This window comes from Streptomyces bacillaris (genome assembly GCF_003268675.1).
GTDB lineage: Bacteria > Actinomycetota > Actinomycetes > Streptomycetales > Streptomycetaceae > Streptomyces > Streptomyces bacillaris.
This window is the reverse complement of sequence record NZ_CP029378.1, coordinates 4,178,735-4,199,020: the sequence shown is the minus strand read 5'-3', so window position 1 is coordinate 4,199,020 and position 20,286 is coordinate 4,178,735. Positions and strand designations below refer to the sequence as shown.

Sequence of the window (20,286 nt, the reverse complement as noted above, 5' to 3'; positions counted from 1 at the left end):
GGAGTGAAGGGGGTGAAATGGAGTGAATATGTGGCTAGTTGGGGATCATTCCGCCGTCGACCGTCAGCACCTTGCCGGTGATGTACGAGGCGGCGGGCGAGGCCAGGAAGGTGACGGCCGCGGCGACCTCGGCCGCCGTTCCCGTGCGGCCGAGCGGGATCGCCTGGACCGCCTCCTTCAGCCGCGCCGGGGGGACCTTCCTGGTCATGTCGGTGTCGATGAACCCGGGGGCGACGACGTTGACCCGGATGCCGCGCGGCGCCACCTCGTGCGAGAGGGTCTTCGCCAGCGAGATCACTCCGCCCTTGCTGGCCGCGTAGTTGGCCTGTCCGGCTCGGCCGGCGATCCCGCTGGTGGAGGCGATCAGGACCAGGGCGCCGCCGTCCGCGTACATGTGCTTGGTTGCCTCGCGGGCGGTGAGGAAGGCTCCCGTGAGGTTGGTGCCGATGACCTCGTGCCACTTGCCGCTGCTCATGGCGGCGAGATGGCCGTCGGCGGTCACCCCGGAGTTGAGGACGGCCACCTGGACCGGGCCCCACTCGGTGCGGATCCGCTTGAACAGGGCGGTGACCTGGTCCTCGTCCCCGACATCCGCCCGGACGAGCAGCGCCCGGCGGCCCAGGGCCCGGATCCGCTCCGCGACCTGCTCCGCCTTGTCGGCGCTGGAGTGGTAGTTGAGGGCGACATCGCACCCCTGCTCGGCGAGCGCCAGGGCCGTGGCCGCGCCGACACCGCGCGAGGCTCCGGTGACCAGCGCCCGGGTGCCTTCGGGGAACCGGAAGCTCATGCCGTACCCCCCGCCGGGGCGGCGGTGACCCCGTGGCGGCCGGGGTCGAAGCCCTCGGCCTCGCCTCCGATGCCCGCGCGGTCGGCGGCGGCGAGGACCGTACGGGCGACGGCGAGATCGAGGATGCCGAGGCCGAACGGCGAGAAGACCACGGTCTGTCCGGGCTGCGGTGCCGGTGCCTCCCCCGCGAGTACGGCGGCGATCTCGGCTGCCACGAAGCGGCGGTGCCCGGCCTCCTGCTCGGCGCGGTGCAGCGAGGTCCGCTCGCGCATCACATGGTCGGTGTCGTCGACCACGTTGTACGCGTCCAGGACGGAGTCCGTGGTCAGGTCGCGCAGCGACAGATGCAGGACCACCTGGTGGGCGGGGCGGTCCGGGTGGGCGGCGAGGTCGAGCCAGTACGTGGAATCGGTCGTGGCGATCGAGACCGTGTCGGCCGACAGCGCCTCGGCCAGGCCGCCAGGGGTGCAGCGCAGCCCCGACCGCTCGGCCCCCAGCTGTTCGCCGAGCTGGGCGGCGAGGATCTCGGCCCGGCCGGGCACGGCGTCCTGGAGGACCACGGTCCGCAGCTCGGGATGGGTCAGGAGCAGGAAGTCCAGGACCCGGCGGTTGATGGTGCCGCAGCCGATCAGGCCGACGGTGTGCACCGGACGGGCCTCGCCGTGCAGCGCCCGGCCGGCGAGTGCCGCCGACGCGGCGGTACGGGATGCCGAGATCTGGCCGCCCTCCAGGACGGCGAGCGGGTAGCCGGTGTCGAGATCGTTGAGGATCTGCACCGAGGAGGCCCGCTGGAGCCCCTTCTCGACGTTGGCGGGGAAGGACGAGATCCACTTCAGGCCCACCACGGGCTCGGGCCCGCCGAGGTAGGCGGGCAGGGAGATGATGCGGGAGCCGGAGTCGCCGGGCGGGCGCAGGAAGCCGGAGAACGGCACTTCCGAACGGCCCTGGCCGTGCAGTACGTACGCGGTGCGGACGGCGTCGAGCACGGCGGCGTCGAGGCCGGCGAGCGCGGCGGCGACGTCCTCGCGACCGAGGATTCTCATGGTGGGTCGGTTCCTCTGCAGGTGGGTGGATGGCAGGGCTTGCCAGGGGATTGCGGGGTCGTACGGGAGTGGGCCCGGCGGAGGTCAGCCGAAGCGGGACTCCACCCACGCGTCGCTGTAGATCGTGTCGAGGTAGCGGTCGCCCGCGTCCGGGAGGATCGCCACGCAGGTGGCGCCCGGCCCGATCCAGGAGGCGGCGTCCAGGAGGGCCGCCACCACCGCGCCGGACGAGCCGCCCGCGAGGATCGACTCCTCGGCCAGCAGGCTGCGGCAGCCCCGTACGCAGTCGCGGTCGGTCACCTTGACCACCCGCTCCGCGAGGCCGGGGCGCAGCAGCGGCGGGACCACCGCCGCTCCGTGGCCGGGGATCGTGCGCCGGTGTCCGCGCTCCCAGGGCTCGGGCGGGCCGAAGATCACGCTGCCCACCGCGTCGACCGCCACCACGCGGGTGGGCAGCCCCTCGGCGGCGATGTACTCGGCGCAGCCGCGCAGGGTGCCGGTGGTCCCGGCGGCGAGGAAGAGGTAGTCGGGGGCCTTCGGGAGCGCCTCGCAGATCTCGCGCATGGTGTGGTGGTGGGCGAGGGCGTTGTACTCGTTGCCGTACTGGTCGGGCCAGTGGGCGTCCGGGACCGTACGCAGCAGCTCCCGGACCCGCCTGAGCCTCGCCGGCAGGTACTCCCCGGTCTCCGGATCGCGGTCCACCACCTCGACCGTCGCCCCGTACGCCCGCATGATCGCGGTGTTGTGGGCGGTGGTCCGGGGGTCGACGACACAGATCAGGCCGAGCCGGTAGAAGTTGCAGAGCTGGGCGAGGGCGATGCCCAGGTTGCCGGAGGAGGACTCCACGACGGTGGAGACGCCCGGGACCAACTCCCCGGTCGCCAGCGCGTGTTCGATCATCGAGCGGGCGGCGCGGTCCTTGATGGAGCCGCCCGGGTTGAACCGCTCGCACTTGCCGTGGACCTGGAAGCGGTCCGGTGGGAAGAGCCGGTCCAGGGCGACCAGCGGGGTGGCGCCGATCGTCGCGACGATGTCCGGGGCGGCGGCCGTGCCGGGATCGCGGCCGGCGTCGGCCGGGGTGGCGGTGAGGGGGCGGGGCGCGGGAGTGGGGGCGGGAGTGGGCGGAGGGGCGGGGGCGGCAGCGCGGGGCGCCGCGGCGGAGGAGGCCACGGTCATTCCGGTACCTTTCTGCTGATCTGGAGCCGGAGTTCACTGACGTAGCGCTCGCCGTCGGCGTCCGTCAGCCAGGAGTCCTCCGGGTGGGGCAGCGGCTCGCCGAGGATCACGGTGGCGTCCGGGGAGAGGCGCTGGGTGCGGCGTACGAGGTTGGCGAAGGTCAGCACGAGGGTGGGGCTGGTGAAGTCGACCAGGGACGGCTTCGTCTCCTGCGGGAACTTCACGAAGGCCCGGTCGGGCAGCCCGGTGGCGCGCAGCCACCTCCGTACGGCCAGGTAGTCGCCCTCCCGGTCCGGCTTGGCGGCAAGGGGGACGTCCCCGGCCCGCACCCGCCAGGTCTCCCGGAACAGGACGAGCCCGTCGAGGGTGACGCGGGGCGCGTGCGGCCGGTCGAGCCCGATCTTGAAGGCGTCGGCGGCGATGATCGAGACCGGGACGGCGAGCAGCTCGGCCATGTTCCACGCGCGCCCGTCGGGGGTGGTGGCGGTGACCGTGCCGTCCCGTTCGGCCAGGGTGATCGCGACGGCCGCGTCGATCCGGGAGCGGTCGTCGAAGGGGGCCCGGGTGAACCCGATGAGCCGGTCGCCCGCGCCGATGGGGGCGGGGACCATACGGCCGCTGTTGCGCTTCCAGTCGACCGGGAGCAGCGGCACCAGGCGCGGGGCGTCGATCGCGGCGTTGACCTTGTCGCGCAGGGAGCCGGTGTCGGGGCGGGTACCGGTGCCGGAGGGGGAGCCGGTGTCGGTCGTCCAGTCGAGGAAGGGCAGGTCGCAGGTGGCGAGGGCGGCGTGGAGTTCACCGAGGACGGTGGTCAGCGAGCCGTCCGCCGCCCGGACCACCTGGAGGTCCGGGCTGTGCAGGGCCAGGTGGGGCGAGCGGACCGGGCCGGTGGCGAAGGCGGTACGGGCCGCCTCCTCGATGTCCTCGACCCGCAGGTGGACCGGAAGGCCGGCCACCGGGTCCAGCACGGTCCGCCACTTCTCGGAGAGTTCGCGGGTCGCCGTCTCCACGGGCGCGGCACCCTCGCCCCAGAACAGCCCGAGCACCTGCGGCCACACGTCCGCGAGCGTGACGGGGGTACGGCGCGTGGCGGCGGCCCGTACGAGAGTGGCGATCTCCGCCTCGACCAGCTCCACCAGCCGGTTGCCGAACCAGTCCGCCGCGTCCGCCACCAGGGCGAGCGGGCGGGCGATGGCGTCCAGGAAGCCGGTGCCGATCTCGACCCGGCAGTCCCGCACCGCGTCCTGGTAGCAGAGGGTGCGGCCCGCGTACGCCTTGCCCTCGTCGCGGGAGGGGTCGCGTCCCGTCGTACGGACGAAGAAGTCGTCCAACTCGTCCAGTCGCGCAACCAGTTCATCGGACGACTCCGCCGCCTCGATGGCCTCGCGGTGCCGGTCAAGGGTCGCGAGGACCGTCTCGAACCGGACGAACAGCTCGGGGTCCCCGACCCCGGCCACCCGGCGCCGCAGGATGCGCTCGGCCCGCACGTCGACCGGGATGTTGGCGTCCCAGGTCAGCACGCGCTGCCTGAGCAGCCGGGTCAGGGCCTTCTCGACCCGCTCCCGCGCCTCCTCGGCCGCCCGACTCCCCTGCCGTACGAAGGCGTCGGTGATGGCCTGGCCGTTGCGCTCCCCGTCGGCGTACCGCAGGATCTCGCGGTCCTCCGGGCGCAGCCGCAGCGTGCGTCCGCCGGGCAGGAGGAGCCGGTCGCCGTCGGGGTCGACGTGGACATCGGGGCGGAGCAGCGGCGGGAACCACCAGCGGGCGCCCGGCCGGGAAACCATCCACTCCGCGAGGGCGGCCAGCGCCCAGCGCTCGAAGAACGTCCGGCTCTCCGAGACGAGTTGGCGCCCGTGGTCCACGGCCAGCTCCCCGTCCTCCCGCCCCACGGAGATCCAGGCGGCCGGGCCGAAGAAGCCGATCGTCTCGGCCTTGGCGCAGTAGCGCAGCCAGTACATGGCGAGGGTGCGTTCGCGCTGCTTGCGCTTGGACTCCTTGCCGGTGCCCGCGGCGAGCGCGTCGAGGATGCGGTGGACGGTCCGGTTCTGCCAGGCGATGGCCGTACGGACCTTCCCGTCGCGGGCGAGCGCGGCCAGGCGGCGTGACTCGGCGGCGCTGTCGGCGCGGTAGGCGGCGGCGAAGCCGTCCGGGTCGCCCGCGTCCCCGAGGTCGGCGGCGGCTGCGGCGGCCGGGCCGCCGAGCAGGGCGACGCCCGACGCCGGGAACCCGGCGCTGCGCAGCAGCCCGACGCCCCAGACATGCCAGGGGCTGTCGCCGAGTCGGCGGAGGGGCCGGAAGTCGGCCCAGTCTTGCGCGCGGACTGCTTCGTGCGTACGGCTAGGCGTACGGGTGTCGGTGCTGGTGTTGGTGCGGCTAGGGGTACGGGTGCCGGTCACGCGGCCCACCCCCCGCCGGCGGCCCCGGCCTCGGCACCGGCAGCCCCGGTCTCCGTACCGCCGGACCCGGTCTCCGTACCGGCAGACCCGGCCTCCACGCCGACCGTCCCGGCCTCCGCGCCGCGCAGCACCGACGCCAGGCGCGCCACGCCCTCCGCGATGCGTCCGCGCGGCACGTTGCTGAAGCAGAGCCGCAGCGCGTCGTCGCACTCCCCGTCGAGCCCGAAATGGCCGCCGGGCACGAAGGAGACGCCCTGTCCGGCGGCGGCGGATGCCAGGCGCCGGGTGTCGGCGCCGCCCGGGTTCCGCAGCCAGAGGTAGAAGCCGCCCTCCGGCCGCCGCCACCGCCAGGGCCCGTCCGTGCCCAGCTCGGCGTCGAGCGCGTCGGCCATCAGGCCGCACCGCTCCGCGTAACGCTCCCGGTAGGCACCGATCAGCGGGTCCCACCCGCCCCGGGTGTGGAACGCGGCGAGCGCGGCCTGGGTGAAGGCCGACGGGGAGAGGGCCATCACCTCGGTCGTGCGGCGCAACCGCTCGGCCAGCGGCACCGGCGCGGCGATCCAGCCGCAGCGCAGGCCGGGGGCGAAGACCTTGGAGAAGGTGCCGAGGTACAGGACGTTCCCCGGGTCGATCCCCCGGAGGCTCTCCACGGTGCGCCCGTCGAAGCCGAGCAGCCCGTACGGGTTGTCCTCGACGATCAGCAGCTCCAACTCACGAGCCACTTGAAGGAGTTGGTAGCGGCGCTCCAGGGGCAGCGTCGCGCCGGTGGGGTTCTGGAAGGTCGGGTTGACGTACAGCATCCGCACCCGCTGCCCCTCGGCACGCAGCCGGGTCACGGTGGCGCGCAGCGCCTGCGGGTCGAGCCCTTCGGCGTCCTCGGGGGCGCCGTACGGTCGCAGTCCCGCCGTACGGAAGGCGGCGGCCGCGCCCGGGTAGGCGGGGGTCTGGCAGAGCACGGTCTCGCCCGGGGTGCCGAGGGAGAGGGCGAGGGCGAGCAGCCCCATCTGGGAGCCGGCCGTCGGCACCAGGCCCTCGGCGTCGGCCCGGCCGCCCTCGCGGGCCATCAGGTCGGTGATCGCGGGGACGAGGGCCCTGGCCACGTGCGGGGTGCTGTACTGGAGCGCGACCCGGCCGCCGATCCGGGTCAACCGGGCCAGCTGCTCGGAGAGTTCCTTCAGCGGGAGCAGGTCCAGGTCCGGCAGGCCGCCCGCGAAGGAGATCAGGTCGCCGCCGCGCTCGAAGAGCTGCGGCATCTCGGCGGAGGGTCTGCTGTCGGCCCCTGTCTCGGTCCACATGGCGCTCACCGCTCCGCGGGCACGGCGGCCGGGGCGGGCTCGGCGCCCTGGCGCTGTTCCCGTACGGCCCGCAGCAGACCGGCCGACGAGAGGTGCGAGAGGTCGGCGAGCGCGTCGGGGTCCAGCTCGATGCCGAACCGGTCCTCCACGGCCATCACGAGGGCGACGGTGTGGAGCGAGTCCACGCCGAGGTCCACGAGCGGCGTGGCGGGGTCGGTGACCTGCACGGCGCAGATCTCCTCGACGAGCTGGTCAAACTGCGACTGATCCATGGGAGTTCCTCGTGGGTGCGGCGGGGATGACGGTCTCGGGCCCGGGGGCTGGGGCGGGGGCCGGCGCGGGCGCGGGGGGAGCCTGGAGCAGGCGGGCGACGGCCGGGCGGTCGGGTTTGCCGTTGGCGGTCAGCGGTACGGCGGAGAGCGGGACGATCCGGTCGGGGAGCCGGGCCGGGTCCAGGCGGGCGGCGAGGGCCGTACGGATCTCGTGCGGGCCGAGGTCGCTCTGCACGGCCAGCAGCAGGGGGGCGTCCTCGTCGGCGGGGCGCGGGGCGACGGCCGCGTACACGCCGGGGACGCGCTCGGCGGCGTGCTCGATCTCCGAAAGGGCGATGCGCACCCCGCGCCGCTTGACCATGTCGTCGTCGCGGCCGAGGAAGTACAGCAACCCGTCGGCGTCCAGGCGCCCTTGGTCGCCGGTGCGGAGTTCCAGGGTGCCGTCGGCGCGGCGCACGTACCGGTCCTGCGCCTCCAGGGGCACCCCCCAGTACCCGGCCATCACGGTCGCGCCCCACACCACGATCTCGCCGGTCTCCCCCGGGGGCAGCGTCCGCCCGTCGGGGCCCACGATCCGTACGTGGTCACCGGGGATCGCCCGGCCCACCGCGTCCGGGTGGTCCGCGTACAGGGCGGGGTCGAGCACCGAGATGCGCTTGCACTCGGTCATCCCGTACATGGAGGCGAAGGCGGAGCCCGGGAAGGCGTCGAGCAGCTCACCCATCACCGAACGACTGGGCCGGGCACCGGTGTTGGTGAAGAGCCGGACCTTGGTGGGCGGGCCCGGCCGCTTGCGCAGGAGGGCGAGGATCCGGGCGAGCGAGGGGACGAGGGGGACGACGGTGACGCCGTGGCGTTCGACGGCCCGGAGCAGCCCGAGGTCGCCGCCCCGGTCCGCGAGGACCAGCGTCGAGCCGGTGAGCGCGCACAGCAGGGCCTGGTAGAGCCCGTAGTCGAAGGAGAGCGGCAGCCGACAGAGCACCACGTCGTCGGCGCGGTAGCCGAGCCGGTCGTTGACGGCCCGGACGGCGGCGAGGACCTGCCGGTGCGGGCAGACGACACCCTTGGGGCGGCCGGTGGTGCCGGAGGTGTAGATCAGCAGGGCGATGGCGTCGTCGGGGACGGTGACGTTGTCGGGGGCGGTGACGTCGTTGGGCGCGGTGACGGCCACGGCCTCGGCGGGCGCCTGCGGTATCTCCCGTGCGGCCCGCGCCACTTCGACGGTTGCGCGGGCGTCGGACCCGGCGGCGGGCGGGCAGATCGCGAGGGCGGCCCCGCAGTCGCGCACGATGTGCCGTACGGCGTGATCGGTCAACTCCGGGTGTACGGGGACGAAGACGGCCCCGATCCGGAGCGCGGCCCACAGCAGGGCGAGGAAGGTACGGTCGCCCGGGCCCGCGTGGACGACCCGCTCCCCTTCCCGTACGCCCTGGCTCCGCAGCCACCCGGCGGCACGGTCGGTCGCGGCGCCCAACTCGGCGTAGGTGAGGGGCCCTTCGGAGTCGATGACGGCGACGTGGTGCGGGCGCTCGGCGCGGGCCCGGTCGAAGAGGTCAGAGACGGGCATGGGCGCGGCCCTCCTCGGATGCGGTGGCGGAGGCGGTCCGTGAACCTGCCGCGTCGAGCCGTTCCCGTACCGGGGCGGGCCGTTCCGGCATCGCGCCGATCCGCTCCCGTACCGCGTCCAGGCGCTTCCGTACCGTGGCGAGATCGCGCGGGCCGTTGGCGGACACCGCTGTCAGCTCCGGCAGTTGGCGGCGGAGGATGGCCGCGAGGGTGCGGGCGGGCGGCAGGCAGACCGTGACGTCCGGGGCGAGCCGGCCGAGCGTGTCCAGGCAGCGGTCCCAGCGCACCGGTCCGACCAGCTGCTCGACGAGACGGGTGCGGAGGTCGTCCGGGTCGCTGACGATCCTGCCGTCGGCGTTCGACAGGAGCGCCCCGGTCGGCCGCAGGAACGGGGTCCGGGCGGCCGCCGCCGCGACGGTCCGCCGCGCGGACTCCATGTACGGGGTGTGGAAGGCGCCCGCGACCGGGAGCCGCTTCACCGTGGCGCCGGGCGGGGGTTCGGCGGTGAGCCGGTCCAGGTCCTCCACCGCCCCGGCCGCGACGATCTGGCCGGGCCCGTTGAACGTGGCCGCGTACAGGCCGAGTTCACCGATCCGGCCGAGGACGTCCGGCTCGTCGCCGCCGACCACGGCCGCCATCGAGGTGGGGGTCTCGGCGCAGGCGGCGGCCATCGCCCGGCCCCGTACGGCGGCGAGGCGCACGGCGTCGGCGGGGGCGAGCGCCCCGGCGTACACGGCGGCGGTCAGCTCACCGACGGAGTGCCCGGCGGCAGCCACCGCAGGCCCGGGCGCAGCCCCCGCAGGCCAGGGCGCGGCCACCGACGGCTCCGCGGGCCCGGCGAAGGTCGCGAGCGCCTCGTGGGCCAGGAGCCCGGCGGCGACCAGGAGCGGCTGGGTGTTCTCCGTACGGGCGATCTCGGCGGCCGACGCCTTGGTACCGAGGTGGACGAGGTCCACGTCGGCGGCCTCGGACCAGAGGCGCAGCCGCTCGGCGTGGGCCGGGTCGCGCAGCCAGGCGGCGAGCATGCCCGGGGTCTGGGAGCCCTGGCCCGGCGCTACGAATGCGTACATGAGTTCGAATCTCCTTTCATGGGGAGCCGTCGGCCGGGAACGGGAAGCTTCAGTTGCGGCCGGTGCTCTTGCGGAACCGGCGGACGGCCATGAAGGAGAAGGCCGCGAACCACGCCACGGTGTTGACCACGGCCATCGCGAGGCTGGAGTGCTCGCCGCTGAAGGAGTAGCCCTCGGTGAGGCTGTAGCGGGCGAGCGTGGAGACGCCGAACATCGGCGAGTAGCGGGAGATCTCCAGCATGGTGCCGGAGAGCGGGATGAAGAGGTTGCCGAGGAAGGCGAGCGCCGTCATGGTCAGGCCCGGCATGTGCATCACGGTCTCGGGCTTGAGGGCGAGCCCCAGGGTGATGCCGAGCGCGGCGAAGACGGCCGCGCCGAGCCAGGCCACCAGCAGCGAGGTCACCCACACCGTGGCGGTGGCCTCCACCCCCGTGAACGTACCGAGCAGGCCGACGATGGCCACCGGCACCGCCGCCATCAGCACGGAGGAGAGCACCTTGACGAAGAGGTAGCCGGGCGGGGCGAGCGGGCTGAGCGCCATGGTCCGCATCCAGCCGGACGCCTTCTCCACGGAGATGGTGGCCGCCGAGCTGACGGCCGCGGTGGCCGCCCCGTACACGGCGATGCCGCTCATCATCCAGGCCGCGAAGTTGCCGTGCGGGAGCGTGGCCCCGTCGGGCGCGGTGCGGAAGAGCGCCAGGTAGAGCACGGCGGGGAGCAGGAGGGTGAAGATCGTGGTCTGCCGGTTGAAGCGGCGGCGGAGTTCGTAGCCGATGAAGACCGCGTTCACGCCGCTGAAGGGGGAGTTGCGCGTCTCACGGGTGCCGGTTCCGGTGCCGGGGCCGGTCGTGGTGCTGCTCATGAGGTGCCCTCCCCGGCGGTACGGCTGTGGCGGCCGGTGATGGTCATGAAGGCCTCTTCGAGGCTGCGCGGGGTGACCTCGATCTCGGTGGCGGCGGTCCGCCCGATCAGCAGGCGCAGCAGCGCGTCGGAGTCGGTGGTGTCGAAGTGGTAGCGGCCGCCGCGCAGGGTGCACGAGCGCACCAGCGGGGAGTCGGCGAGGGTGGCGGCGGCCTGCTCGTCCAGGCAGGCCGAGACCGTGCGGCCGCTGAGCGCGGACCGTACGTCGGAGACCGAGCCGTCCGCGACGACGCGGCCGCCGTCGATCATCACGACCCGGTCCGCGAACCGGTCCGCCTCCTCCATGTAGTGGGTGGCGAACATGACGGTCATCCCCCGCGCGGCGTCCTCGCGGACCGTGGCCCAGAAGTCCCGGCGGGCGCCGACGTCCATCCCGGCCGTCGGCTCGTCGAGGACCAGCAGTTCGGGCCCGGAGAGCAGCGCGAGGGCGAACCGCAGCCGCTGCTGCTCGCCGCCGGAGCACTCCGCGACCCGGCGGCTCCGCAGCTTGTCGAGCCCGGCCCGCACCAGCACGGCGTCCGGGTCGGAGCCGGGGTGGAGCGAGCCGAGCATCCGTACGGTGGCCTCGACGGTCAGGTCGGGCAGCAGCCCGCCCGTCTGGAGCACGGCGGCGACCTGCCCGGAGCGGACCGCCTGCTGCGGCTCGCGCCCGAACAGCTCCACCGTCCCCTCGTCGGGCCGGGTCAGCCCGAGCAGCATGTCGATGGTGGTGGTCTTGCCGGCGCCGTTCGGTCCGAGGAAGGCCAGGATCTCGCCCCGCCGGATCCGCAGATCGATGCCGTCGACGGCGCTGAAACGGTTCCCCTTGGCGTCGGTGAACCGCTTCACCACCGCGCTGAGCCGGACGGCGTCCGGGGACATCACCCCCTCGGACACCGGGTGCGGTCGGGATGTGATCATTTTCGATTCCTCACCGTCTGAACCATCCGCACCACCTCAACCAGCTGAGCGGGGGGGCGGCCTGCCGGGAACCCACTCTTCCCGGGCCGGCTATCGGCGCCCGACCGCCCGGATATCCGGCCGCTATCCGGTGGCCATCCGGCCGCTCACGACCGCTGTCGGGCCGCTTCCGGCGGGGCCCGGGCGTCCTCGGGGAGGCCACGGGCCCCGCCGGGTGCCCCGCTCACAGGGTGAGCAGGGCGCGCCCGGCGGCCTTGGGGTCGGCGAGGGGGCGGAGGGCGAGGCGGACCAGGGCGAGCGGGTTGTCGTCACCGGCGATGCGGTTGACGCTCAACTCCCCGCAGGCGGCGCACTCGTGGATGATCATCCACTCGCCGTCCGGGCGGACGGACAGCCCCAGCGCCTCCATCCGGCCGCGGCAGTCCGCATCCCGGTCCCCGGGTATCCGGCGGTCGACGTGCAGGCTGGCCAGGCAGGTGGGGCAGTGGTTGCGGTGGGCGGTGCCGGGTGCGGTCAGGGGGACGTCCAGACGGCAGGACGCGCACCGGAAGTCGTCGGCCCGGTGGCCGCCCCGGGCGTGCAGGACGTCCTTGTGGCGTTGCGGGCGCCGGGACCGGCCCCGGCTGTTGTTGCGGCGTGACATGGCGGTGTTCCCTTCCGGTCGGGCGGTCAGAGAGTTCCGAACGCTTCGAGCGGGAAAGGGGGTTGGGCCAGCGGCCGGACCGCCATGCGCATCAGGATGAGCTGGTTGTCGTCGGTGCGGACCGGGTTCGAGGTCAGCTCGTCGCAGCGTACGCAGCGGTGGATCACCATCCAGTCCCCGGTGCGGAGCACGGCGATGGCGATCGCGGACATCCGGCCCTCGCAGTCGCTCGGGCCGCCCTCGACGTGGTCGAGGACATGCAGGGAGTGCAGGCAGGACGGGCAGTGGTTGCGCGGTTCGCCGTCGGCGGCGTACGCGGACACGGTCAGCCCGCACCACGTGCAGGCGAAGGTGGTCAGACCGAGAGTGTTGGTGGTGGTGCGGTCGGTGTGGCTGGACACCCGGGGTGCTCCTTGCTGGGAAACGGGTCATGACAGCAAGAGCAGGCCGAGCGGCCTCGGTTCAGGGCACCGGAAAGCACGTCCGGCAGCGGCCCTCCGAAAGACGGGCGGGCAGCGGCCCCCGGAAAGGCGGGCGAGCAGCGAAAGGCGGCGGACGGTTACGCGGTGCGGTGAGGCGCACTCGGCGCGGGCCGGGTCATAAAACACCCTCTCCTCCGGGACGGAGAGCCCGGAGATCTACGGAATCCAGTGGAACGAGGTCCGAACGCTAACAGCGTGCCCCTCGGCAGCGTCAACGCATTTTCCGGCGCCCGGCACCACGGCCCGCACCCGGCCGGCTCAACCCCCTTGCCCCGCAACCCCGTTGCGCCACGCCCAGGCCGCGATCTCCACCCGGTTCCGCGCGCCGAGCTTGGCCTGCACGTTCGTGAGGTGCGTCTTGACCGTGCCCACGGTGATGGAGAGGGCGGTGGCGATCTCGGCGTTGGTCAGCCCCTCGGCCAGCAGCACGACCACCTCCCGTTCGCGCGGCGAGAGCTGGGTGGCGCCGGGCCGGGCGGCAGCGGTCCCGAGGGCGGGACCGGCCGTACGGAGCCGCCTCAGCAGCCGTACGGTGATCGACGGGCTCACCAGGGAGTCACCGGCCGCCGCCGCCCGGACCGCCTCGGCCAGCAGGCGGGGGCCGGAGTCCTTGAGGATGAACCCGGCGGCCCCCGCCGCCACCGCGCGGGTCAGATAGTCCTCGTCGTCGAAGGTGGTCACCATCACCACCTGCGGCCGGTACGCGGCATGGGGCCGGGTGAGGTGGCGCAGGGCGTCCAGCCCGTCCAGGCGGGGCATGCGGATGTCCATGAGGACCACGTCCGGCCGGTGCGACTCGGCCAGCTCCAGGGCCTGGAGGCCGTCCTGGGCCTGGGCCACCACCTGGATGTCGTCCTCGGCGGAGAGGATCATGGCCATGCCGGTGCGGACGATCTCCTGGTCGTCGGCGAGCAGTACCCGGATCACGGGCCGTCCCTCCACGCGCTCTCCAAGGGGATCCGGGCGCTCACCCGCCAGTGGCCGCTGCTGTCCGGGCCCGCGTGGAAGACGCCGCCCTCGGCGGTGACGCGTTCCTCCAGGCCGATGAGACCGTACCCCGCCGTGGCGGGTGCCTCCGTACACGATCCCGCGTCCACGCCCAGCTCCGTGCCCGGCCCCGCGTCCACGCCCGGGAGCACGCCCGGTGGAAGCGCGTCCGCACCCGCCCCTCCGCCCCGGCCCGGGCCCGAACCGTCGTTGACGACGTCCAGTTCCACCGTCCCGGCCAGGGCCCGCAGCGTCACGGTCACCTGCCGGGCGGCCGGGGCGTGTTTGCGTACGTTGGTCAGCGCCTCCATGGTCACCCGGTGCACGGCCGCCACGGCCGCCGTCGGCAGCCGGTCGACGAGGCCCTCCTCCGCCAGGCGGGCCGAGCCGCCACCGGGCAGGGTGAAGGCGGCGACCAGGGTACGGAGCCCCGCCACACCGCCCGCCGCGGCCTCGCCCCCCGGTGCCAGCCCCGGCACGAACACCGCCTCCGTGCGGAGCCCGCTCACCATGTGCCGCAGGGCCCGCAGCGCCTCGGAGCCCGCCCGCTCGATCTGCCCCAGCGCCGAGACGGCCAGCTCCGGCCGGGACTCCGCGACGACCTGGGCGCCCTGGGCCTGCACCACGATGCCCGTCACATGGTGGGCCACGAAGTCATGCAGGTCCCGGGCGAAGGTGAGCCGCTGCTCCAGGCGCACCTGCTCGGCGTGGCGCCGGCGGTCGAGAGCGGCCAGCCGGGCCACCAGCGCACCGATCAGCCCGGCGCAGACGGCCACGGTGCAGAACATGGCCAGGATCAGCCCGTTCTCCGTCACCCGCACGGCCACCGGCCGCAGGACCACGGCCAGGCTGAGCAGGACGGCCGCCCCGGCGGCGGGCCGGGCGGCCCCGTACCGGACGGTGAGGACCAGCACCACGATGAGCGCGGCGAGCTCGAACAGGGTGTAGGCGTCCGCGTGCCCCGCCGACGACCCCGGCCGCTCCGCCACCACCCGCATCCACGCATCGCACCCGAGGGACCAGGCCCCGGCCAGCGCCCCGGCCGCCGCCACCACCCGTGGATCGCCGCGCCACCGGCGTACGGCCATGAGCGACAGCGCCGCCACGGGCGCGAGCGCCGAGAGCCGGACCTGGGGCGCGAGGGCGGAGTCGAAGACACCGGTGCGGCGGTCGGCGGCCAGGGCGAGGACCAGTGCCGCCCCGACGAGGACGACACCGACGCGGGACAGGGCACGGCGCGTCCGGGAGGAGCCGCGGCCGAAGTGCGGGGAGTGCATGCCCGCAGCGTACGTATCCGGGGTGAGCACGCCCCTCTGCCGAAAGTCGTAGGGCGGCGGCTCCGGCTCCGTCCTTCGGCAGATCCGCGGCCGTGTCCCGCGCGGACAGGATCGCCCCAGAACAACCAGAAGAGCAGCCAGAACGGCCAGAACGATCCGCCCGGGGCCGGCAGGTCCCCCACCTCACACGGACTCCCCATGGACTTCCAGTACAAGATCCCCGCCGCCGCCGTCCTCGGACCGGCGCTGCTCGCCTTCGCCCTGGTGGCTCTCGTGCGCCACCGGCGCGACGCCCCCGGCTGGCGCGGCGGCCCGCTGCTGCTGCGGTCCGTCACCGCGCTCTACGCAACGGCGGTCGCCTCGCTCACCTTCTTCCCCCTCTGGATCTACGGCGGGGCGTACCGCAACGAGGCGGAGTGGATCGGACAGATCCAGCCGGTCCCGCTGCTCCTGGCGGACATCACCATGGTCCCCAACGTGATCATGTTCCTGCCGCTCGGCTTCCTCCTGCCGCTGCTGTTCCCCCGCATCACCCGGGGCCGCACCGTCCTGGCCTGCGCCCTCATCAGCCTGGGCATCGAGGTCACCCAGCTGCTCCAGTACATCGCCTTCGCCCACGGCCGCGCCGTCGACATCAACGACCTGATCGCCAACACCCTCGGCGGCCTCCTCGGCTACGCCACCCTGCGCGCCGCCCAGCGCGCGGCCACCACGCGCGCCGCGCTGGAGAGGGTCTCCTCGCCCGCACAGACGGTGGGCTGACCAGCCGTCACGGTGGTGCGGCCCCCGCCGGGTCCGGTGTCCGCGTAGGGGCGTTCCCGGGGGTGCCGGAGTCGGTGAAGACGACCGATGCGAGGGGGCAGGTGCTGGAGCGGGACGTGCCGTCCTGGCCCTCCAGCTCGACGACGAAACGGCCGGCCGGGTCCCGGCTGAAGGCGATCGTGCAGCTCAACTGGTCGATGGCCGTGGCGTCCAGGCCCTTCAGGGCGATCGGGAGGCGGACCACGACCCGGTCCGTCCCCAGGAACGTCACCCCGACCTCTCCGTCAGGGCGGGCGGCGGGGAGGGCGGTGGTCAGACCGGCGGCCCGGTCCGGCTGTCCGGGTCCGGCGAGCAGCGCCGCGACGACCTTCTCCGTCGGTATGAGCCCGGGGTCGACGGGGCCGGTGTACTCCTCCCCGAACTGCGCTGCGGGCCGGACCGTCCGGATCACCGGCCGCACCGCCCCGTCGGGGGCGCGGAAGAAGAGCATCATGTCGTCCTCGCGGTTGTAGAACGCCTCGACGGTCGCCGGGCCGCCCGCCTCGATGACGTCGGTCCCCCGGATCCCGCAGCCGCCCAGCAGCGGGACGACGGCCACCAGGATGGCCGCCGACGCCGCCCGACGCCCGCGCGCACGGCTTCTGTTACTCCTCATCGCCCGCCCCCTCCGCCCGGAGCGGGATCGCGACCGTGAAGACCGCCCCGCCCTCCGGTCCGTTCCCCGCGCGGATCGTTCCGCCGTGCAGCATCACGTTCTCCGAGGTGATCGCGAGGCCCAGCCCGCTGCCCGCCGAGCGGGTACGGGCCGCGTCGGCCTTGTAGAAGCGGTCGAAGATGTACGGGATCGCCTCGGGGCGGATGCCGGGTCCCCGGTCCGCCACCTCCACGATCAACACCGTTGCCCCGGAGGGGCGTTCCTCGGTGCGCAGCCGTACGGTCACCGGCGCCCCGCCGTGCCGGAGGGCGTTGCCGACCAGGTTGGCGATCACCACGTCGAAGCGGCGCGGGTCGAGCCGGGCGCGGATGCCGGCGGGGAGTTCGGCGCGGACACGGTCGTCCTCGTGCCAGCGCCGGTTCTGGAGGGTCTTGCGGATGGCCTCGGCCACATCGACCTCGTCGGCGTTCAGCTCGGCCGCGCGGGCGTCGAAGCGGGAGATCTCCATCAGGTCCTCGACGAGCACCGCGAGCTTCCCGGTCTCCGCGCTGACCAGCCGGACCGCGCGGGCGGTGTCGGCGTCCAGGTAGTCCGCGTCCGCGCCCTCGTCCAGCACCTCGGTGACGGCGAGCATCCCGGCGAGCGGGGTGCGCAGTTCGTGCGAGACGTCGGAGGCGAACCGGCGGGCCCGCGCTTCCGCCTCCCTCAACTCATGGACGGAGTCCTCCAGTTGACGGGCCGACTCGTTGAAGGTACGGGCCATGTCCGCCAGTTCGTCGTTGCCGCGTACTGGGATACGGGTGTCGAGCCGGCCGCTGCCCATGCTCCTGGCCGCCTGGCTCAGCTCCCGTACCGGACGCAGCACACTGCGCGCGGCGATCAGCCCGGGGACCAGCGCGACGGCGAGACCGGGCAGCGCGCCGTCGCGGGCGGCCGTGAGGAGGGCGTCGACGTTGATCTGCTCGTCGGTCATCCGCATGACGGCGTACAGCACGAGCCCGCTGGGCAGCACGCTGTACGGCCCGGTCTTGAAGACGGTCGGCATGGCGATCGTCAGATAGGGGACGCCGTCCTTGACGACCCGCTCGAAGTGGCCGTACGGGTTGGCCAGCGCGGCGCGGCGCAGCTCGGGGGTGATGACGGTCGAGACGGGGCTCTGACCCGAGGAGACGCGGATCGAACCGTACTCGGCGAACACCACCCACGGGCGCGGCTTGCCCTTGCGGGCGAGGTCGCGCAGGAACTGCTCCGTCCACTCCCGTTCCTCCCCCTCCACTCTCAGGGGCAGGGCGAAGCCCGTCTGCTGGACGTGCTCGCGGAAGGTCGAGACCGCCGTGTCCTGGGCGGTCTTCAGCAGCGCGCTGCGGGCCTCCCGGTAGGTCAGCGTGGCCGTCGTGCCCGCGCTGACGGCGGCGACCAGGAGGAAGGCGGCCAGCAGCCGGGTCCGCAGGCCGAACGCCCGCACCGGCGGGCGGGGCCGGGCCCCGGACCGGAATCGGAATCGCGGCCACCGGCCGCCGGGCGTACGGCCGTCGGGCGTACGGCCGTCGGGCGTACGAGCGCCGGACACGCGGGCGCCGGGCGTACGGGCGCCGGGCGCGCGACCGTCGGACGCGCGAGCGCCGTGCGTACCACCGCCCGCCGTACCACCGCCCGCCGTCCGGGCGGAGCTGCTCACAGCGGTCCGAAGCGGTAGCCGAAGCCCCGCAGCGTCTGGACGTACCGGGGGCTGCCCACCTCGTCCTCGATCTTGCCGCGCAGCCGGGCCACACAGGCGTCGACCAGCCGGGCGTCCGCGTGGTACGTGTGCTCCCAGACGTGTTCGAGCAGCTGCTGCCTGCTGAACACCTGCTCGGGGGCGGCGGTCAGGTGCAGCAGCAGCCGCAGCTCCGAGGGGGCGAGCGCCAGCGGGCGGCCCGCCTTGGAGACCGTCAACCCAACCCGGTCGATGGTGAGTTCGCCGTACACCTCGATGGCCGGGCGGCCCGGCCCGCTGTCGTCCATGCGGCGCAGCACGGCACGGATGCGGGCCTCGATCACCTCCGTACGGGCCGGTTTGACGATGTAGTCGTCGGCCCCGGCCTCCAGGCCGATGACCACGTCGAAGTCGTCGCCGCGTGCGGTGAGCATGATGATCGGCAGCTGGCTGCGCTCGCGGACCCGGCGGCAGACCTGGACGCCGTTCATGCCGGGCAGCATCAGGTCCAGCAGCAGCAGATCGGGGCGGAACTCGGCCAGCGCCGCGAGACCGGCCTCGCCGGTGGCGGTCGCCCGGACGTCGTGGCCGCGGCGGCGCAGCCCGAGTTCGACCCCTTCGCGTACGGAGGGGTCGTCCTCGATGAGGAGCACGCGGGACATCGGTGGTTCTCCCTGGGGGGTGGGGGTGGGGGTCAGGAGCGGGTACGGGTACGGACCCGGGCGACCCGTCGGCGTACACGCGTCAGCAGCGCGTCCAGTTCGGCGAGTCCCAGCGGGCGGGCGAGCAGGGCGAAGGTGACCACGACGACGGCCGCCCCCGCGGTTGCGGCGACCGGCGCCCCGGCCGGTGCCGCGCCCACGGCCGCGAGGTGGCCCAGCGCGGCGGCGGGGACGGCGGCGAGCAACAGCCGTCCGTGGGCACGCGCCGCCGCCGAAGCGCGCAGCGGGCGTACGACGGCGAGCCGGCGGCTCAGCACCCGCGCCGTCACCGCCCACCCCGCGCAGAGCGCCAGGGAGTACGCGGCCGCCATGCCGGTCACCGCCCAGCGGGCGGGCAGCAGCTGGGCGGCGGCCAGGGAGAGCCCGGCGTTGAGGGCGACGATCACCAGGTTGAGGAAGAACGGGGTGCGGGTGTCGGAGAGCGCGTAGAAGGCCCGGGAGAGCACGTACTGCCCGGAGAGGGCGACCAGCCCCGGCGCGAAGGCCATGAGGATGGCGGCCATCGCGGCCGTGTCGGCGGCGCTGGTCCTGCCGTACCCGAAGACGAGCGCCATCAGCGGGTGGGCGAGCGCGAGCAGCGCGCAGGCGGCGGGGACGACGGCCGCGGCGCTGACGCGCAGGGCGTGCGAGACGTCGTGCCGGACCGCGCCCGTGTCCCCGTCGGCGGCCGCCGCGCTCATCCGGGGCAGGAGGGCGGTCACCACGGAGACGGTGATGATGCCGTGCGGGACGACCCAGAGGACGTACGCGTTGGTGTACGCGCCGAAGCCGGGGCCGCCCGCGCTCCCGGCGGCCGTGGCGAGCCGGGTGGTGACCCAGTACGCGGCCTGGTTGGCCAGGACCAGCAGCACCAGCCACCCCGCCGAGCGCAGGGGGCGGGTCAGCCCGCTGCCGCGCCAGTCGAACCGGGGGCGCCAGCGGAACCGGGCCGCGCGCAGCGCCGGGACGAGGGCGAGGGCCTGGACGGCGATGCCCGCGGTGGTGCCCCAGCCGAGGAGGGCGGTCCCGGCGGCGGTGGGCGTGGCGCCCGGCCCCGTACCGAGGGCGAGCGCCAGATAGAGGCCGAAGACGGCCATGACGACCACGTTGTTGAGGACCGGCGCCCACATCATCGCGCCGAACCGGCCGCGCGCGTTGAGGACCTGGCCGAGCAGGGTGAACAGCCCGAGGAAGAAGATCTGGGGCAGGCAGTAGCGGGCGAACGCGACGGTCAGGGCCGCCTGGTGGCCGGTGTAGTCGGTGTAGGCGCCGACGATCGCGGGGGCGGCCCAGACGGCGGTCGCGGTGAGGGCGAGCAGCGCGAGGACGCAGACGGTGACCAGCCGGTCGGTGTAGGCGCGGCCTCCGTCGGCGTGCTCCTTGGCCGCCCGGACCAGCTCGGGCACGAAGACGGCGTTCAGCGCGCCGCCGATGAGCAGCATGTAGACGACGGTGGGCAGGGCGTTGCCGACCGCGTAGCCGTCGGCGGTCGGCCCGATGGTGCCGATCGCCGCCGCGACCACGGCGGAGCGGCCGAAGCCGGTGGCGCGGGCGACGACGGAACCGGCGGCCATGACGGCGCTGCCGCGCGGGGCCGACACCGTCCGCGCGGCCGCCGGCGGCGTCCCGCCCGGGGACGCTTCCGCCTCCTGCCCCT

The 20,286-nt window shown here is 74.3% G+C and carries 19 protein-coding genes; 1 reads left to right on the top strand and 18 read right to left on the bottom strand.

Translation table 11 applies throughout. The features are described 5' to 3' along the window. Positions 1 to 34: 34 nt before the first annotated feature. From fabG to DJ476_RS18100, 14 genes are all read right to left on the bottom strand, one after another. The gene (gene fabG, locus DJ476_RS18170) at positions 35 to 787 is read right to left on the bottom strand and encodes a 3-oxoacyl-ACP reductase FabG (RefSeq protein ID WP_112491036.1); all 753 of its coding nucleotides are present in this window, start codon (positions 785 to 787) and stop codon (positions 35 to 37) included. Continuing rightward, on the bottom strand, positions 784 to 1,830 hold the full coding sequence (gene sbnB, locus DJ476_RS18165) for a 2,3-diaminopropionate biosynthesis protein SbnB (protein WP_112491035.1): 1,047 nt from the start codon (positions 1,828 to 1,830) through the stop codon (positions 784 to 786). The genes fabG and sbnB overlap by 4 nt, the downstream gene beginning before the upstream one ends. 84 nt (positions 1,831 to 1,914) lie before the next feature. Beyond that, a complete protein-coding gene (sbnA, locus tag DJ476_RS18160) occupies positions 1,915 to 3,006 on the bottom strand; it encodes a 2,3-diaminopropionate biosynthesis protein SbnA (protein ID WP_162638741.1) in 1,092 nt (363 codons plus the stop codon). Continuing rightward, a complete protein-coding gene (locus tag DJ476_RS18150; protein WP_112492557.1) occupies positions 3,003 to 5,402 on the bottom strand; it encodes a lantibiotic dehydratase in 2,400 nt (799 codons plus the stop codon). Before DJ476_RS18150 ends, sbnA begins: the two co-directional genes overlap by 4 nt. Further along, positions 5,399 to 6,697, bottom strand: a complete 1,299-nt coding sequence (locus DJ476_RS18145) for an aminotransferase-like domain-containing protein (protein WP_167480388.1) — start codon at positions 6,695 to 6,697, stop codon at positions 5,399 to 5,401. Before DJ476_RS18145 ends, DJ476_RS18150 begins: the two co-directional genes overlap by 4 nt. Positions 6,698 to 6,702: 5 nt before the next feature. Continuing rightward, positions 6,703 to 6,969 (bottom strand): acyl carrier protein, encoded by a 267-nt coding sequence (locus DJ476_RS18140; protein ID WP_053560497.1) that lies wholly within the window; start codon positions 6,967 to 6,969, stop codon positions 6,703 to 6,705. Further along, positions 6,950 to 8,536, bottom strand: coding sequence for a class I adenylate-forming enzyme family protein (locus tag DJ476_RS18135; protein ID WP_112491034.1), 1,587 nt, complete (start codon positions 8,534 to 8,536; stop codon positions 6,950 to 6,952). The genes DJ476_RS18140 and DJ476_RS18135 overlap by 20 nt, the downstream gene beginning before the upstream one ends. Then, positions 8,523 to 9,605, bottom strand: coding sequence for an ACP S-malonyltransferase (locus tag DJ476_RS18130; RefSeq protein WP_112491033.1), 1,083 nt, complete (start codon positions 9,603 to 9,605; stop codon positions 8,523 to 8,525). The genes DJ476_RS18135 and DJ476_RS18130 overlap by 14 nt, the downstream gene beginning before the upstream one ends. Before the next feature lie 49 nt (positions 9,606 to 9,654). Next, positions 9,655 to 10,467, bottom strand: coding sequence for an ABC transporter permease (locus tag DJ476_RS18125; protein ID WP_103419379.1), 813 nt, complete (start codon positions 10,465 to 10,467; stop codon positions 9,655 to 9,657). After that, a complete protein-coding gene (locus tag DJ476_RS18120; RefSeq protein WP_206608341.1) occupies positions 10,464 to 11,426 on the bottom strand; it encodes an ABC transporter ATP-binding protein in 963 nt (320 codons plus the stop codon). Before DJ476_RS18120 ends, DJ476_RS18125 begins: the two co-directional genes overlap by 4 nt. A 223-nt stretch (positions 11,427 to 11,649) precedes the next feature. Then, entirely contained in the window at positions 11,650 to 12,069 is a 420-nt protein-coding gene (locus DJ476_RS18115; RefSeq protein ID WP_103419380.1) for an RNHCP domain-containing protein, read from the bottom strand. A 26-nt stretch (positions 12,070 to 12,095) separates the two neighbouring features. After that, positions 12,096 to 12,470 carry an RNHCP domain-containing protein gene (locus DJ476_RS18110; RefSeq protein ID WP_112491032.1) on the bottom strand — a complete coding sequence of 125 codons (375 nt, stop codon included), beginning with the start codon at positions 12,468 to 12,470 and terminating at the stop codon, positions 12,096 to 12,098. Positions 12,471 to 12,809: 339 nt separating this feature from the next. Then, positions 12,810 to 13,493, bottom strand: coding sequence for a response regulator (locus DJ476_RS18105; protein ID WP_112491031.1), 684 nt, complete (start codon positions 13,491 to 13,493; stop codon positions 12,810 to 12,812). Then, complete coding sequence (locus DJ476_RS18100; RefSeq protein WP_112491030.1) at positions 13,475 to 14,815, bottom strand: sensor histidine kinase; 1,341 nt, start codon at positions 14,813 to 14,815, stop codon at positions 13,475 to 13,477. Before DJ476_RS18100 ends, DJ476_RS18105 begins: the two co-directional genes overlap by 19 nt. 198 nt (positions 14,816 to 15,013) lie before the next feature. On the opposite strand from DJ476_RS18100, the gene DJ476_RS18095 reads away from it, so the two are divergent. Further along, the gene (locus tag DJ476_RS18095; RefSeq protein ID WP_103419382.1) at positions 15,014 to 15,577 is read left to right on the top strand and encodes a VanZ family protein; all 564 of its coding nucleotides are present in this window, start codon (positions 15,014 to 15,016) and stop codon (positions 15,575 to 15,577) included. Positions 15,578 to 15,584: 7 nt separating this feature from the next. On the opposite strand, the gene DJ476_RS18090 is transcribed toward DJ476_RS18095, so the two are convergent. From DJ476_RS18090 to murJ, 4 genes are all read right to left on the bottom strand, one after another. Next, positions 15,585 to 16,232 carry a hypothetical protein gene (locus tag DJ476_RS18090; RefSeq protein WP_112491029.1) on the bottom strand — a complete coding sequence of 216 codons (648 nt, stop codon included), beginning with the start codon at positions 16,230 to 16,232 and terminating at the stop codon, positions 15,585 to 15,587. Next, a complete protein-coding gene (locus DJ476_RS18085; RefSeq protein ID WP_404827516.1) occupies positions 16,222 to 17,802 on the bottom strand; it encodes an ATP-binding protein in 1,581 nt (526 codons plus the stop codon). Before DJ476_RS18085 ends, DJ476_RS18090 begins: the two co-directional genes overlap by 11 nt. Before the next feature lie 104 nt (positions 17,803 to 17,906). Then, entirely contained in the window at positions 17,907 to 18,590 is a 684-nt protein-coding gene (locus DJ476_RS18080) for a response regulator transcription factor (protein ID WP_070204259.1), read from the bottom strand. A 32-nt stretch (positions 18,591 to 18,622) separates the two neighbouring features. Then, the gene (murJ, locus tag DJ476_RS18075) at positions 18,623 to 20,203 is read right to left on the bottom strand and encodes a murein biosynthesis integral membrane protein MurJ (RefSeq protein ID WP_112492555.1); all 1,581 of its coding nucleotides are present in this window, start codon (positions 20,201 to 20,203) and stop codon (positions 18,623 to 18,625) included. Positions 20,204 to 20,286 lie beyond the last annotated feature (83 nt).

What these genes read in the sequence shown, in the direction of transcription:
- fabG (WP_112491036.1), bottom strand. Translation starts at nt 787, where the DNA reads ATGAGCTTCCGGTTCCCCGAAGGCACCCGGGCGCTGGTCACCGGAGCC.
- sbnB (WP_112491035.1), bottom strand. Translation starts at nt 1,830, where the DNA reads ATGAGAATCCTCGGTCGCGAGGACGTCGCCGCCGCGCTCGCCGGCCTC.
- sbnA (WP_162638741.1), bottom strand. Translation starts at nt 3,006, where the DNA reads ATGACCGTGGCCTCCTCCGCCGCGGCGCCCCGCGCTGCCGCCCCCGCC.
- DJ476_RS18145 (WP_167480388.1), bottom strand. Translation starts at nt 6,697, where the DNA reads ATGTGGACCGAGACAGGGGCCGACAGCAGACCCTCCGCCGAGATGCCG.
- DJ476_RS18140 (WP_053560497.1), bottom strand. Translation starts at nt 6,969, where the DNA reads ATGGATCAGTCGCAGTTTGACCAGCTCGTCGAGGAGATCTGCGCCGTG.
- DJ476_RS18135 (WP_112491034.1), bottom strand. Translation starts at nt 8,536, where the DNA reads ATGCCCGTCTCTGACCTCTTCGACCGGGCCCGCGCCGAGCGCCCGCAC.
- DJ476_RS18130 (WP_112491033.1), bottom strand. Translation starts at nt 9,605, where the DNA reads ATGTACGCATTCGTAGCGCCGGGCCAGGGCTCCCAGACCCCGGGCATG.
- DJ476_RS18125 (WP_103419379.1), bottom strand. Translation starts at nt 10,467, where the DNA reads ATGAGCAGCACCACGACCGGCCCCGGCACCGGAACCGGCACCCGTGAG.
- DJ476_RS18120 (WP_206608341.1), bottom strand. Translation starts at nt 11,426, where the DNA reads ATGATCACATCCCGACCGCACCCGGTGTCCGAGGGGGTGATGTCCCCG.
- DJ476_RS18115 (WP_103419380.1), bottom strand. Translation starts at nt 12,069, where the DNA reads ATGTCACGCCGCAACAACAGCCGGGGCCGGTCCCGGCGCCCGCAACGC.
- DJ476_RS18100 (WP_112491030.1), bottom strand. Translation starts at nt 14,815, where the DNA reads ATGCACTCCCCGCACTTCGGCCGCGGCTCCTCCCGGACGCGCCGTGCC.
- DJ476_RS18095 (WP_103419382.1), top strand. Translation starts at nt 15,014, where the DNA reads ATGGACTTCCAGTACAAGATCCCCGCCGCCGCCGTCCTCGGACCGGCG.
- DJ476_RS18090 (WP_112491029.1), bottom strand. Translation starts at nt 16,232, where the DNA reads ATGAGGAGTAACAGAAGCCGTGCGCGCGGGCGTCGGGCGGCGTCGGCG.
- DJ476_RS18080 (WP_070204259.1), bottom strand. Translation starts at nt 18,590, where the DNA reads ATGTCCCGCGTGCTCCTCATCGAGGACGACCCCTCCGTACGCGAAGGG.
- murJ (WP_112492555.1), bottom strand. Translation starts at nt 20,203, where the DNA reads ATGGCCGCCGGTTCCGTCGTCGCCCGCGCCACCGGCTTCGGCCGCTCC.